11 protein-coding genes are annotated in these 11,912 nt (G+C 71.0%); 1 reads left to right on the top strand and 10 read right to left on the bottom strand.

The genetic code is table 11. The features are described 5' to 3' along the window. Nucleotides 1–158: 158 nt before the first annotated feature. Nucleotides 159–779 carry an immunity 49 family protein gene (locus D7V88_RS32370; protein WP_147448946.1) on the top strand — a complete coding sequence of 207 codons (621 nt, stop codon included), beginning with the start codon at nucleotides 159–161 and terminating at the stop codon, nucleotides 777–779. A gap of 39 nt (nucleotides 780–818) precedes the next feature. Here D7V88_RS32370 and D7V88_RS32375 read toward each other — a convergent pair whose 3' ends face one another. From D7V88_RS32375 to D7V88_RS32420, 10 genes are all read right to left on the bottom strand, one after another. Next, nucleotides 819–1,565 (bottom strand): PIG-L deacetylase family protein, encoded by a 747-nt coding sequence (locus D7V88_RS32375; RefSeq protein ID WP_120544492.1) that lies wholly within the window; start codon nucleotides 1,563–1,565, stop codon nucleotides 819–821. Beyond that, complete coding sequence (locus tag D7V88_RS32380) at nucleotides 1,562–2,851, bottom strand: glycosyltransferase family 4 protein (protein WP_120544483.1); 1,290 nt, start codon at nucleotides 2,849–2,851, stop codon at nucleotides 1,562–1,564. The genes D7V88_RS32375 and D7V88_RS32380 overlap by 4 nt, the downstream gene beginning before the upstream one ends. Then, a complete protein-coding gene (locus tag D7V88_RS32385) occupies nucleotides 2,848–3,714 on the bottom strand; it encodes a sugar phosphate isomerase/epimerase family protein (RefSeq protein WP_120544484.1) in 867 nt (288 codons plus the stop codon). Before D7V88_RS32385 ends, D7V88_RS32380 begins: the two co-directional genes overlap by 4 nt. Nucleotides 3,715–3,716: 2 nt before the next feature. After that, the gene (locus tag D7V88_RS32390) at nucleotides 3,717–5,192 is read right to left on the bottom strand and encodes a YcaO-like family protein (RefSeq protein WP_120544485.1); all 1,476 of its coding nucleotides are present in this window, start codon (nucleotides 5,190–5,192) and stop codon (nucleotides 3,717–3,719) included. 52 nt (nucleotides 5,193–5,244) lie between these two features. Continuing rightward, nucleotides 5,245–6,720 (bottom strand): YcaO-like family protein, encoded by a 1,476-nt coding sequence (locus tag D7V88_RS32395; RefSeq protein ID WP_120544486.1) that lies wholly within the window; start codon nucleotides 6,718–6,720, stop codon nucleotides 5,245–5,247. Further along, nucleotides 6,717–7,550: an MBL fold metallo-hydrolase gene (locus tag D7V88_RS32400; RefSeq protein WP_120544487.1), complete on the bottom strand. Its 834-nt coding sequence runs from the start codon at nucleotides 7,548–7,550 to the stop codon at nucleotides 6,717–6,719. Before D7V88_RS32400 ends, D7V88_RS32395 begins: the two co-directional genes overlap by 4 nt. Next, nucleotides 7,541–8,575 carry a Gfo/Idh/MocA family protein gene (locus D7V88_RS32405; RefSeq protein ID WP_120544488.1) on the bottom strand — a complete coding sequence of 345 codons (1,035 nt, stop codon included), beginning with the start codon at nucleotides 8,573–8,575 and terminating at the stop codon, nucleotides 7,541–7,543. Before D7V88_RS32405 ends, D7V88_RS32400 begins: the two co-directional genes overlap by 10 nt. A 2-nt stretch (nucleotides 8,576–8,577) precedes the next feature. Further along, nucleotides 8,578–9,795, bottom strand: coding sequence for a class I SAM-dependent methyltransferase (locus tag D7V88_RS32410; RefSeq protein ID WP_120544489.1), 1,218 nt, complete (start codon nucleotides 9,793–9,795; stop codon nucleotides 8,578–8,580). Then, nucleotides 9,792–10,727, bottom strand: a complete 936-nt coding sequence (locus tag D7V88_RS32415) for a hypothetical protein (RefSeq protein WP_120544490.1) — start codon at nucleotides 10,725–10,727, stop codon at nucleotides 9,792–9,794. Before D7V88_RS32415 ends, D7V88_RS32410 begins: the two co-directional genes overlap by 4 nt. 9 nt (nucleotides 10,728–10,736) lie before the next feature. Further along, nucleotides 10,737–11,912: inositol-3-phosphate synthase (locus tag D7V88_RS32420; protein WP_208726603.1), on the bottom strand; the 1,176-nt coding region annotated here is incomplete at its 5' end.

Consider the following 11,912-nt stretch of genomic DNA (forward strand, 5'->3'; position numbering starts at 1 on the left):
ACACCCGCGACTGGACACCCACGGGCCCCGTGCGGCTCAACCCTTCCCCGAACCTCACCCCTCTCGTTCCAACAATGACCGCAGCTGCTTGACCTGTTTCACGCGACAACTACGTTGACACTCACCGGGCCATCGCGCACCTGTTGGGGGCCTTGGACGTGGAAGCCTATTCCCAGCACCTTCAACAGAGTGCCAGGGCCTATGCGTTCATGCTCAGGCACGCCCGGGCGGGTGTGACCGTGGACCCCTACTACCTTTGCCTGAGCAGGGCGGAGCCGTTCTGGGACGCGCTTGCGGCGGGCGACTTCCCACTGGCCGCGGAGCTTGCCGCACTTGCTCCTACGCAGCATCATCCGGGAATGGAAGACCCTGTCCTCTTCCTGTATTTCGACGTCATCATGTCCATGGCGCGGGGCGAGGACACGGCGCGGCAGCAGGAAAAGCTCCGTGCGTTGGATGCGGGAAAGGACCCGACGTTGTCGTTCCGTTACGACGCCAGTTCGGCACTCATCCATAAAAACGATGCAGGGTTGGCGCTTGCCCTCGAAGGCATGGGCGGTGAGCACGCTGCCTGGTTCGCGGAGCTGAGCGCTCTGGATTCGATTGCCCCGGAAGACGCTCAGACCCAGACCTTCGTCTTCATCGAGGGGCTGGCGTTGGCCCGGCTGGCTACCCATCTGGGCATGGGAGCCGTCTTGCCTCAGCGCTTCATACCGGACGTCGCCCTGTCGGCACCCCTCGCCTCCTTCGACGATCCGTGGCGGGCGTTGGGGGCTTGAGCACTCAGCCAGACGCCAGAAGTATGCCCTAGAACGAGGTCACGTAAGGAAGACCTCGGCGGCTCCGGTGCGGCCGTGCTCCAGCGCCTCCCGTTGGTGGAAGTCGGTCAGCAGGGGCGCCAGGCCCTCCGCGCCTCCGAATTGGAAGCCCAGTTGGCTGCTGTAACAGGCACAGCCCTCCAGCTTCCGGGACAGGTGTTCGGTGATGTCCACGGCCAGGGGTTGCAGGCCTTGGGGCAGGGTCGCGTCCGGACGCGCCTCCGGCTGTCGCACGGCGTAGGGCGTGTCCCGGTAGTAGAGGATCCGATTCGACGGGATGCCCAGTGCCTGCACCGCTCGCACCACCTGCACATGGTCCACGTGGCTTCCCAGCGCCTGCGGCACGAAGACCCGGTCCGGCTTCAGGTCCCACAGCACCGGACGCAGACATCCGCGCACCCAGGCACCGACGACATCGGTGGTTCGCGGCGGCTGGAACAACTCCGCGGGACTTCCATAGCCACGGTGGGGCGCCTCCTCCAGGTCGCCCCACACCGACACGTCCACGCCCAACCTCTTCGCGAACGCCCGGTCCTCCGCGCGTCGCAGGGCCATGTAGTCCACCTCCGGCCCCAGGCCCTTCGACGTCTGGCATTGCAGCGCGAAGCCCTTCGGCTCCGGCACCGACCGGGTGAAGAGGGTGACGAGCGCCACCGTCCACCCCTGCTGTTTCAACGCAGCCAGCGTGCCTCCACATGAGAAGGCCACGTCATCCAGGTGCGGTGAGATGAAGAGGGCCGTGCTCATAGGAGGTGCGGCGCGGAGCGGAAGCGGCACGTGGGATCCGCGCTCGCCTCCGTCGTCGCCGGGTCGTAGAGGTGCGTCCAGTGCGTGTCCGGCCGCGTGCCCGTCAGCTCCGTGTAGATGCCTTGAATCCTGCGCCCCACCGCCTGCCATGAGTACAGCTTGCGCACCTCCTCCAACGCCGTGGTCGCCAGGCGCTTGCGCAGCGGCGCGTTGCCCAGCAGCCGGGTGATGGCCTCCGCCAGCGCGTCGCTGTCCTTCGGCGGCACCAGCAGCGCGTCCCGCTCATCCTCCAGGCAGTCCACCACCCCCACCGCCTTCGTGGACACGATGGGCAGCCCGGAGGCCATCGCCTCCAGCAGCGTGTTGGAGAACCCTTCCGAATAGGTGGGCGACACGAAGAGGTCTCCGCTCCGGTACAGGTCCGGCGCCTCCGCGTAGGTGGACGCGCCCACCATCTCCACCGTGTCCCGCAGCCCCTCCGCCTCCACCCTCGCGCGCACCGCCTCCACGTCCGGCCCAATCCCAGACACGCGCAGCTTCAGCCGGCGCCCCTCCGCCACCAGCCGCTTCACCGCGTCCAGCAGTTCCATCACGCCTTTTCTCGCGTCCACCCGGCCGTGGTACAGCAGCACCGGCACGTCCCGCATCTCCCCGAGCGTCAGCTCGTTCCTCGGATGGAAGCGCTGCGTGTCCGTGGCCCCCGGCACGATGGTGAAGCGGCTCATCGGGGTGCCGTGGTGGCCGTGCACCTCTTCCGCGAACGACCGGCTGCCAATCAGCAGCGCTCCGGAGTGCCCCAGCACCGCGAGCATCGCCTGCTTGTGCGTGTCACAGCACGTCCCCACCCAGTGCCCGTCGCCGCCCTGGATGGAGACGACATTGGGCAGACCCAGCCGCCGCGCCGCTTCCAGCGCCGCCAGGCCACAGGGGTAGCCGTACTGCGCATGGATGACGTCGAAGGGCCGGCGCCGGTGCTCCCGAATCACCGTGTCCACCAGGTCCTCCACGTCCTGCTCGAAGCTCGCGGGCTGGCCGTGGTTGATGCGCTGCTCGCCCCGGGACTCACACCCCAGCACGTGCGCGCCCGGAATCCCTGGCGGAGGCCCGCCCCCGTACACCGCCATGCCCGCGGGGTCGTTGCGGTACTGGCTCACCATCGTCACGTCGTGCCCGCAGGCCACCAGCTCCCGCACCAGGTTGAGCGCATAGACACTCATTCCGGAAATCGCCGGGAAGAAGCGCCGGGAGATGAAGCAGATCCGCAGCCGGTTCAGTTCGTTGCTCATGCCGCCACCTCCGCGCCCGTCGGCAGGCGCGCCCGCAACCACGCCAACGCCCCGGGCACCATCTCGTGCGCCCGGTGCGCATCCCTGGACAGCTCCACGCAGATGAGCCGGTCGTACCCCACGCGCACCAGCTCCCGGAGCACGGACGGCACGTCCACGTCGCCCTCTCCGAACGGCAGGTGCTCATGCACGCCGCGCTTCATGTCCTCCAGCGCCACCGTGCCCAGCACCGACGCGAACTCGCGCACCGCCTCCGCTGGCGTCCGCTCCTGCGTCACCAGCAGGTGCCCCACGTCCAATGCCAACCGCACCGGCGCCGCTCCTCGTGCCGCCACGCTCACCTGCAACTGGCGCCACGCGTCCACCGTCTCCACCAACATCCCCGGCTCCGGCTCCACCGCCAGCACCACCCCGCGCGAGGCCGCGTGGTCCGCCAGCCGCGCCACCCCCTCCACCAGCCACGGCCACGCGACCTCCTCCGTCACCCCCGGACGGGGCACCCCGGCCCAGAACGACACCGCTTCCCCCCGGCACGTCGCGCACACGTCCACCGCGCGCTTCAGGAACTCCAGCCTGCGCTCCCGTCCTTGCGCGTCCGGCGTGATGAGCGTGGGTTCGTGCTTCCTGCGCGGATCCAGGAGGAAGCGCGCCCCCGTCTCCACCACCAGGCCCAGGCCCAGGCGCTCCAGCAGCGCGGCCAGTTGCTCCGTGCGCCGCTCGAAGTCCGGCGCGAACGGGTCGAAGTGGTGATGGTCCAGCGTCAGCGCCACCCCGTCGTAGCCGCTGTCCGCGATGAGTCGCAGCGCGTCCTCGAAGCGGTGATTGGAGACGCCGTTGGTGTTGTAGGCGAAGCGCGGTGCCATGGTCATTGGCCCCCGAAGCGGCGGCTGGCGAGCATCGCGGGCACCGCGTGCGCGGTCGGCTGGCGATAGAGCGGATACAGCCCGCCCACGCGCGCCTCCGCCAGCTTCACGTTGAACCAGGCAGGGCCGCCCAGTCGCTCCTCGGCCTCCGACGTCAGCCGCACCGGCTGGGCTCCCGCTGGCGGCTCGCCCAGGCCCACCAGCGGATCACTCCGGTCCAGCAGCCGCTTCAGGTTGCGCTCACCCAGCCGGGAGTAGGTCATCGTCTCCACCTCCAGCCCCGGCACCAGCGCCTTCACCACGTGCACCGGGTGGCCCGGCGGCGACATGTCCGCGACCAGGATGTCGAAGCCCGCCGCGTGGAGCTGGCGCACCACGTGCTCACACCGCAGCGACGGGTCCTCCACCACCGGCGCGCGGGGCAGCTCATCGAAGCGGACCGAGCGCCGCTTCGACAGGATGCACGCGGTCTGCTCCCGCAGGGCCGCGGACGACATCCGTGCCCACTCCATCATGCCTCGCATCGCGCGGGGCTCCTCCGCGTCTGGGTCCACCCGCGGCAGGATGCGATCCATGTATGGCTTGGGGGCGATGCGGCCCACCTCGCTCAGCGGGCCGTGCGAGAAGGCCAGCCGCGCGCGGGAGCCCGCGAACTCCAGCAATGCCTTGCGCAGCGCCCGGTCCCGGTCCGGGTCGGTCGCCTCGCCGCAGCCCACCATCAGCAGCGGCTGGTCGCCCACGGACAGGTCGCGGCCCACCACGTACACGTTCACGAGGCCGAACTCGGTGCTCGCGAGCTTCGCCAGCACCTCCACGCCCGCGCGCTGGTAGCGCTCCAGCAGGGCCTTCACATCCGACGTCAGCTCCACGTCCTCCAGGTCCAGCACCACGCCCTGGTCCATGGCGCGATACTGGAGCCCGTTGCCATCGCGTTGCAGCAACTCCAACAGCCCGTGCGACAGCGCCTGTTGCCGCGTCAGCCCCGCGCCCTGGCCATGGGTGATGGGCGTGATGAGGGGCGACCTGCACTGCAACTGCGCGGGATGGATGGCGACGAACTCCTCTGGCACCAGCACCCGCTCACCCGTGGCGAGTCGCTTCACCTCCACCCAGACGAGCGGCATGTCCGGGCGGTAGGGACTGCCCGCGGGCAGCCCCAGCGTCAGGGGGTCGGCCACCGCCGTGGGCCCCCGCGCCCGCACCAGGGTCGTGTAGCTGCCATGCACCCGGGGCATCCGCTTCATCGCGAGCTCGGCGAAGGTGTCCTCCGCCAGCCCGCCCAGGGCTCCGACGCGGGCCTCGTCCTCGGTGTTGCCGTAGCCGTTGCCGTGCGTCACGCCGTTGGGCCCATCGTCCATCCGCAGGCTGGCGCGCGTCACGGGCACGCCCAGCCGGTCGATGGCGTCGATGCGGAACAGGTGCAGCTCGCCCGTGGGCAGGGCGTGGAAATAGGCATCGAGGGCTTGGGCAAGGCTCATGAAGGTTCCTCCAAAGGCGACACGCGGAAGTCGAAGCGGGGCGGAGCGCGGTTCACTCCCCGCCGAAGCGGCGGCTGGCGAGCAGCGCGGGCACCGCGTGACGGTCGGGTTCCCGGTAGAGCGGGTACAGGCGCCCCACGCGTGCTTCGGCCAGCCGCACGTTGAACCAGGCGGGGCCGCCCAGCCGCTCCTCGGCCTCCGGCGTCAGCCGCACCGGCTGCGCTCCTGGCGGCGGCGCGCCCATGCCCACCAGGGGGTCGTGGCGCTCCATCAGCCGGGCCACGTTGCGCTCACCCAGGCGGCTGTAGGCCATCGTCTCCACCTCCAGCCCCGGCACCAGCGCCTTCACCACGTGCACCGCGCGTCCGGGCGGGGACATGTCCGCGACGAGGATGTCGAAGCCCGACGCCTGGAGCTGGCGCACCACGTGGTCGCATCGCAACGTCGGGTCCTCCACCACGGGCGCGCGGGGCAGGTCCTCGAAGCGCACCGTGCGTCGGCGCATCAACGTGCACGCCGTCAGCTCGCGCAGCGCGGCGGCGGGCATCCGCGCCCACTCCGCCATGGCGTGCAGTGCCCGGGGCTCTTCCGCGTTCAGGTCCACCCGCGGCACGAAGCGCTCCATGTATTCGTCCGTCGCGACCCGGGCCACCTCGTCCAGGGGGCCGTGCGCGAAGGCCTTGCGCGAGCGAGAGCAGGCGTACTCCAGCAGCGCCTTGCGCAACGCCCGGTCCCGGTCCGGGTCGGTCGCCTCGCCGCACGCGGTCACCATCAGCGGCTGGTCGCCCACGGACAGGTCGCGGCCCACCACGTACACGTTCACCATGCCGAAGTCGGTGCTCGCCAGCTTCGCCAGCACCTCCACGCCCGCGCGCTGGTAGCGCTCCAGCAGCGCCCTCACGTCGGGTGCCAGCTCCGCGCCCTCCAGGTCCAGCACCAGGCCCTGGTCCATGGCGCGGTACATCAGCCCGTTGCCGTCGCGCTGGAGCAGCTCCAGCAGGCCGTGCGCCAGCGCCTGTTGCCGCGTCAGCCCCGCGCCCTGGCCGTTGGTGATGGGCGTGATGAGGGGCGACTTCCCCTGCAACTGTCCGGGGTGGATGGCGACGAACTCCTCCGGCACCAGCACCTGCTCGCCCGTGGAGAGCCTTTGCACCTCCACCCAGACGAGCGGCATGTCCGGACGGTAGGGACTGCCCGCGGGCAGCCCCAGCGTGAGGGGGTCCACCACCGCCGTGGGTCCCCGCGCGCGCACCAGCGCCGCGTAGCTGCCGTGCACCCGGGGCATCCGCCCCATCGCGTGTTCGGAGAAGACCTCCTCCACGAGCTCGCCCAGGGCTCCGACGTGGGCATCCTCCTCGGTGATGCCGTAGCCGTTGCCGTGCAGCACCACCCCGGGCCCGGCTCCCATCCGGAGGCTCGCGGAGACCACTGGCACGCCCAGCCGGTCGAGGCCGTCGATGCGGAACGTCTGCAATGCGCCCGTGGAGACAGCGCGGAAATAGGCATCCATGGCCTGGGAAACGCTCATGACAATTCCTCCAACGGAACGGGACGGGTGTGAGGCATGCCCGCGAGCAGCCGGTCGAACAGCGCGAGCGCGTGCTCGCGGGTGACGCCCCGGGCGAACTCGAAGGTGGTGAAGACGTTCTCGAACGGGAGCTGCTTGAGCACCGCGCGGTAGCGGCGCAGCTCGCCGTGGCTCAGCGGAATCGCGTAGTGGAAGCCCTTGTGACACGACAGCGCCGTGGGCTTGCCGCGCGCGTCCAGGTCCACCTTCAGCGCGTCCCCGCAGAACAGGGAGCGGGTGCTCGCGTCGTACATCACCGTCTGGCCCTCGTAGTGGCCGCCCACGCAGTGCAGCGTCAGGTCCGGTGCCAGTTCGTGCTCGTCGTCCACCGGCCAGCGCACCTGGAAGGCCTTGGAGTAGGGCACCGCGTCCTTGTGCAGGACGAGCAGCGGATCGAAGTGCTCCTGCAACTGCCACAGCGCCCCGAAGCCGTGCGGGTGCGACGCGGACAGCACCCGGATGCCGCCCATCACCTCCAGGTATTCCAGCGCCGGTTTCGAGTACCAGGGCGCGCCCTCGAACGCGACGTTGCCTTCGGGCCTGCGCAGGAGCCACCCGCTGGAGCCCAGGCCGAAGGACGGCTCGCAGGTGAAGCCCCAGATGCCGGGGAGCGTCTGTTCCCAGCGCGTGGACAGGCGCTCCGACACCTGGCCCGCCGTCTGGAAGTTCCAGCCGTCGCGCGGCAGGGCGTTGCGCACGTCCAGGCAGGTGGGACAGCCCGTGGGCGACTCGTGGGAGAAGCCCGGCTGCCACGTGCCGCAATGGGTGCAGGCGTAGCGGGTCAGTGACATGGCGGGAACGCCTTTCCGGACTGCGTCGCCTGGGTGAGCAGTCCCACGAGGCGCACGTCGCGCTCGGGCGGGAACGGCTGCGGCCGGTCCTCCAGCACGCACGCGCTGAAGGACTCCACCTGGTGCAGGAAGGGACTGCGGTCCTCCGCTGGCGACAGGTGGATCCACGTCTCCTCGCCTGTCTTCGCGTCGGTGAGCGACAGCGAGCCGCCGGGCGTCTGGCCCATCGTCTTGGTCGCCAGCGCGCGCGCCTTCGTGCCGATGATTTCCAGCGTGCGCCGCGGGTACGCGTCCGGGCAGTTGTAGGCCACCTGCAACAGGCCCAGCGCGCCGCTCTTGAACTGCCCCATCAGCACCGCGCCGTCGTCCACCGCGTAGTCGTGAACGCGCCGCTGCACCATCGCGGTGAGCGACCGCCATTCATCCCCCAGCACCACCTCCAGCAGGTCCAGCCCGTGGGGCGCCAGGTCGATCATCGCGCCGCCACCGGCCTGCTCCGGGTCGATGCGCCAGTTGCCCGGGGTCCAGTCCGCGGGCAGCCAGCAGGCGTAGTGGATGCGCGCCTGGGTGATGGTGCCCAGCACGCCCTCCTTCACCAGCGTGCGCAGCTTGCGGTGCGCCGCGTGGTGGCGCTGGTCGAACGCGGTGGCGTAGTGCACGCCCGCGCGCTGACACGCCGCCACCATGCGCAGCCCGTCTTGCGGCGTGACGGCCATGGGCTTCTCGCACAGCACGTGCTTGCCGGCCGCCGCGCACGCCTCCGTCATCGCCGCGTGCAGATGGTTGGGCGTGGCGATGTAGACCGCGTCCACCTCCTTGTCCTCCAGCACCGAGGACAACTGGGTGTACCGGGCGGCGTCGTCCGCCTGCAGGCGCATCAGCGCCTCCGCGTCCGAATCACACAGCGCGACCAGCCGCGTGTTGCGGGCGCCCTGGAGCGCGGGGATGACGTAGTCCCGGGCCACCCAACCACAGCCCACCACGGCCCAGCCCAACCGACGGGCTTTCGGCTTCGCATCGAACATGGTCACCACCTCTCCGGAAGGTCGAGCAGCCAGCGGCGGCGCAGCAGGACGGGGCGCTCGTCGGGCATCGCGCCCCGGAGGTGGGCCCTCGCGAAGAGGGCCGTGTCGTCCGCGTCGTCGCCGCGCAGGTAGTGGGCGTTGGCGTATTCCCGGGCGAGTCCCGGCGTGGGCCAGACCGGAGTCAGCACACCGTCGCGGATCGTCAGCAGGGGGTTGGGGCGCAGGGGTACGCCGGGCGCGGGCGCTCCGAAGTCGATGGCGCGACGGGCCGGGCCCGCGGGCCACGCGAAGGACAGGGCCTCCGCGTGCCGCAGCTCCGCCGGTGTGGCGGCGGGGACCGGGTGCTGTTCCAGGAAGCCGGTGACGAACGCGGCGTCGTCGTAGCAGGCGGCCTGGGGCAGGAGCGCCGCGTATTCCTCCGGGCTCAGCGGGAAGCCGTCCACGCCGCGTTGATCCACGTGCCGGTTGTGCGCATGGCCCACCAGCACCCGGCCCGTGTCTCCGGCCACGCGGCGCATCTCCAGCAGCACCCCGGCCTTGTCCGGCAGGAAGTAGAAGGCGTCGTGGCACAGCACGGTGGCCCCCTCCACGCACGACAGGGGCAGGCCCGACGCGGCGACGTCCGCGCAGACGAGCCAGGCCTCCGGCACGATGAAGTGGCGGGCGAGCCACAGCTTGGCGAACACCACGTCCACGCCCACGCCGGGCGTGCCCCGGAGCATCACCTCGCGCAGCACCTGCCCGATGCCGCACGCGACCTCCACCACGCGGGGCGGCGCGTCCCAGTGCTGCGCCAGGAGTCCCAGCGCGCTCAGGAAGGTGGGCGCCGACTGCCGGTGCGCGAAGTAGGAGGCCACCGGCCCGAAGCACAGCCGCTCCATGGCCTGGCGCAGGCCCAGGGTCCCGTCCTCCACGCCCGCCACCACGGCGAGGGCCTCCTCGACGGAGGGCGGCGCGATGCGCGCATGGTCGTCCCGGTCCCGCAGCAGCAGCGCGACCGCTCGGCGTCGGTCACCCTGCTCCAACGCCTGGATGACGGAGTCGCGCAGCAGGTCCCGGCCGGTGCGCAGGAAGGGGATGCCGTCCACGACGGGCCAGTGCCCGATGCCGTCCGTCCAGAGGTCGGGCGTGGCCGGCGTGCGGGGGTACAGCGGCCGGCCCGTGTCCGGAGCGAAGAGTCGCGGCGGCGCCGCGTCGTGAGACCTTCGGAGGTGATTCATGGCCAGACCGCCGCTTCCGCGAGGATGTCGTTGCCGAAGGCCTGGAGGGGCCCCGGGTGGATCAGCTCCAGCTCTTCCATCGCCTGGCGCAGGGTGAAGCCCGCCGCGCGGGCGTGGGCGTCCAGCTCCAGCACCCGGTCCAGCGCGTCCGAGGCGTTGAAGGCCCGTGCCTCCGCCGTGTCCAGGTGGCCGGTGAGCGCCAACGCCTGACGCACGTTCCGGGACAGGGGCTCCGGAAGAGACTCCAGGGCCTTCTGCGTGAGGCCCTTCATGAGCGGCGCCAGCAGGTCCTCCAGGAGTTCCTCCCCCGCGTAGCCCGCGTCCGGCAGCTCCGCGTTGAAGAGGTGGTGCGACAGCCCCGCCAGGAAGGGCAGGGCCGGGTTCGCGCCGAAGCGCGGCGAGACGAGCACCGCGCCCACCGCCACCGCGTAGCAGTGGTCGGCGTGGCTTTCGTGCGGTGGGACGAGGATGCGTGCGCGGCCGGGGAACGTGGCCCCGGCGCGCGGTTGATGCACCAGCCGCTCCACGAACGCGGGCGGTGCGTGATGCGTGGGCGGCGTCACGGTCTGGGACAACGCCTGGGACAGCTTCTCCCGGAGCCCCGGCTCCAGCGGGCCCGCCACCGCGTCCAGGCCCCGGCGCAGCACCCGCTCCGTGTCCCTGGCCAGGAGGCCCGTCCGCGCAAGTACGTCCGCGTCCAGGCCGCCCAGCCGCACCGCCGCCACCGCGCGCGCTGTCTCCTGGAGCGCCACGGCGCCAGCGTCCGCTCCCGCGACGAGGGCCGCCCAGGCGCGACGGAAGCCGTGCGCCGCGAGTCCGTCCGGATGATCCGGGGTGCGGATCCGCTTGAGGTCCATCAGCTCCGACAGCAGCGGGCGGAGCTTCGCCAGGTGGCCCGGGGCCGCCGTCGTGTCGCGCGCGGGTGCGTTCATGTCTGGGTTTCAGCCCCTGAGGCGTTCGGGGGGATGTTCGGCCTGCCGTGTGCGTCCCTTGGACAGCCAGGTCATCAGGCGGCGCTGCTGTTCGGCCATGGCGTGTTCGACGGGCTGCCCGTCGGGCGACATGGGGGCCTTGAAGAAGCACCCCAGCGCGTCGATGACGCCGCCCTCACCCCGGCGTTTGGCCAGGTCCAGCGTGCGGGCCAGCTCCACGACGAGCGGCGCGGCGAGGATGGAGTCCTTGCAGAGGAAGTTGAGCTTGATCTGCATGGGCTGCCCCAGGAAGCCCGTCACGTCGATGTTGTCCCAGGCCTCCTTGTTGTCCCCGCGCGGGCGGTAGTACTGGATCTGCACGATGTGGTCCTGGACCTTGTAGCCAAGGATGCTGTCCAGGGCCGCGCCCTTGGTGTCGAGCTTGTTCTGCTTCGACGCCGGGTCGTTGAGGGCCTCGCCGTCGCGGTTGCCCAGGATGTTGGTGGAGTACCAGCCCTCCACGTGCAGCGCGCGGTCGCGCAGGGCGGGCGCGAGCACCGTCTTGAGCAGCGTCTGCCCTGTCTTGCCATCCTTGCCGGCGATGGGTGCGCCGGTGCGCCTGGCCAACTCCATCAGCGCGGGCACGTCCGCGGCGACGCTGGGCGTGAAGTTGGCGAACGGGACGCCGTCCACGATGGCCGCGTAGGCGTAGAGCATGGCCGGGCCGATGTCCGCGTCGTTCGCGTCCAGGGCCTTCTCGAAGGCCTCCGGCGTGGCGAACTCCGGCCGGGTGAGGTCCACGCTCTTCTCCGTGGAGGCCAGGTTCACCACCACCACGCGCTCCAGGCCCTGCTCCTTCTTGAAGCGGGTGAGGTCCTCGCGGATGGCCTGCACCTGCTCGCGCAGACCGCGAGTCTTCTTCGTCGCCGTGCCAACGACGTTCTTGCAGAACTTCGCGTTGGAGGCCGCGGGCCAGGGCCGCATGCCCCGGAGCACGGGGGCCACCGCTTCCATCTGGCTGTCGGTCAGCACCGCGTGGTTGCGCGCGGCCTTCTCCAGGTCTTCCTCGAACAGATCCCAGCCGCCAAACGTCAGCGCGGCGTACTCGGTGAGGCCCACGTCCTTCGCGCCCGCGAGCGGCAACCCTCGCGTGTCCACCCGGCCCCGTCGCAACAACTCCATCCCCGCCACCGCTGTCGTAGCCAC

It is taken from the genome of Corallococcus terminator (genome assembly GCF_003611635.1).
GTDB classification, from domain to species: Bacteria; Myxococcota; Myxococcia; order Myxococcales; family Myxococcaceae; genus Corallococcus; species Corallococcus terminator.

Coding starts and splice junctions, on each gene's coding strand:
- D7V88_RS32390 (WP_120544485.1), bottom strand. CDS start 5,192: ATGAGCCTTGCCCAAGCCCTCGATGCCTATTTCCACGCCCTGCCCACG.
- D7V88_RS32395 (WP_120544486.1), bottom strand. CDS start 6,720: ATGAGCGTTTCCCAGGCCATGGATGCCTATTTCCGCGCTGTCTCCACG.
- D7V88_RS32410 (WP_120544489.1), bottom strand. CDS start 9,795: ATGAATCACCTCCGAAGGTCTCACGACGCGGCGCCGCCGCGACTCTTC.
- D7V88_RS32415 (WP_120544490.1), bottom strand. CDS start 10,727: ATGAACGCACCCGCGCGCGACACGACGGCGGCCCCGGGCCACCTGGCG.
- D7V88_RS32375 (WP_120544492.1), bottom strand. CDS start 1,565: ATGAGCACGGCCCTCTTCATCTCACCGCACCTGGATGACGTGGCCTTC.
- D7V88_RS32405 (WP_120544488.1), bottom strand. CDS start 8,575: ATGTTCGATGCGAAGCCGAAAGCCCGTCGGTTGGGCTGGGCCGTGGTG.
- D7V88_RS32385 (WP_120544484.1), bottom strand. CDS start 3,714: ATGGCACCGCGCTTCGCCTACAACACCAACGGCGTCTCCAATCACCGC.
- D7V88_RS32380 (WP_120544483.1), bottom strand. CDS start 2,851: ATGAGCAACGAACTGAACCGGCTGCGGATCTGCTTCATCTCCCGGCGC.
- D7V88_RS32400 (WP_120544487.1), bottom strand. CDS start 7,550: ATGTCACTGACCCGCTACGCCTGCACCCATTGCGGCACGTGGCAGCCG.